Here is a 1,360-nt window from a genome sequence, read left to right as displayed (position 1 = left end):
GTCGGTGCCGCCCCGGTCGGTGCCGCCCCGGTCGGTGCCGCCCCGGTCGGTGCCGGCCGCGACATCGCCGCCGGCTGGTCGAGGGCCAGCAGGTCCAGCGGCGCGTCGGACGGTGCGGTCGGTTCGAGTCCCGGCGGCAGGTCGGGGACGAGACCGCCGGGCTCGGCCACCAGAACGGCGGTGAAGCCGGCACCGTCCCAGAGCGGTTCGCCGAGGTCGAGGGCGGCGCCGGGGGCGATCGGCCGACCCTCGACGACGGGGATCGCCGCGAGCACCGCGAGCCGGCGCAGCACGCTGTCGTGGCGACCGCGCAGCGACAACACCAGTTCGGCCCGTGGCCCGGCGGGATCACGCACCGTCGCGTCCGCGGCCGTCATCGGCTCGCGGGACATGCCGAGGGTGAGATAGCGCACGATGCCGCCGCGGTCGGGTCCGTACCGCACGACCTCGATCTGCTCGGTACCGAGGAAGGTCACGCCGGCCCGGCCGGTGTCGGGGCCGAACACCTGCGCCACGTGCCGCTCGATCCGTTCGCTCAGCGCGTTGTCACTCACCGGACCGCCTCCGACCATGCCATGGCACTGATCGTAGGGTCGGCACACGACACGCGCGGGGTCCGGGGCGGGAACCGACCGCTTCGGTGAGGGCGTTGGACAGGGTGCGCGACCCTGGCGAAGCAGGTCATGGAGGGGCAATGGGACAGGTGCTCACGAAGGGCGGCAACGCGCCGCTGCCCACCGGGGACGTGCGGGTCGAGATCGCCTCGTCGAGCCCGCTGGACATTGCCGCGATCCTGTTGACGGTCGCGGGCAAGGTCCGCTCGGACGACGACTTCGTCTTCTTCAACCAGCCGAACGGCCCCGGGGTCCGGCTGATACCGCCGTCGGCGCTGGAGTTCAGCCTCGCCGCGGTCCCGCCGGACATCGATAAGATCGTCGTTACCGGCAGCCTGGACGGCAGCGGCCCGCCGACCTTCGCCGGCGTGCGTGGCCTCGGCATCGCCGTGCGCGACGCGCGTGGCGGTGCGGAGCTGGTCCGCTTCGATCCGGCCGGTCTCGGCACCGAGACGGCGCTGATTCTCGTCGAGCTCTACCGCCGGGCCGGGGCCTGGAAGGCCCGCGCCGTCGGCCAGGGTTATGCCTCGGGCCTGGCCGGCATCGCCACCGACTTCGGTATTTCCGTGGACGACCCGGGCGCCCCGGCCGCCCCGGTGCCCACCCCGTCCGGTGGTTACGCCCCGTCCGGTGGTTACGCCCCGCCGGGTGGGCCGGGTGGGCCGGGCCAGCCCGCCGGGCAGCAGTGGGGGCCGCCGCCCGTCCCGCCGACAGCGCCGTACGGCCCGCCGGCCGGGGGCCGGCAG

The 1,360-nt window shown here is 74.9% G+C and carries 2 protein-coding genes; one reads left to right on the top strand and one right to left on the bottom strand.

Annotated features, from left to right (window positions below):
* Positions 1-554, bottom strand: a 554-nt coding sequence (locus tag ND747_RS16365) for a suppressor of fused domain protein (protein WP_374216246.1), incomplete at its 3' end; no start/stop codon positions are given.
* A 140-nt stretch (positions 555-694) separates the two neighbouring features.
* Here ND747_RS16365 and ND747_RS16360 point away from each other — a divergent pair.
* A partial coding sequence (locus ND747_RS16360; protein ID WP_251734473.1) for a TerD family protein occupies positions 695-1,360 on the top strand: 666 nt, incomplete at its 3' end.

Source organism: Frankia sp. R82 (genome assembly GCF_023716925.1).
Classification (GTDB): Bacteria; Actinomycetota; Actinomycetes; order Frankiales; family Frankiaceae; genus Frankia.
Note: the sequence above shows the minus strand (reverse complement) of the source record. Positions and strands in the feature narration are given on the sequence as shown.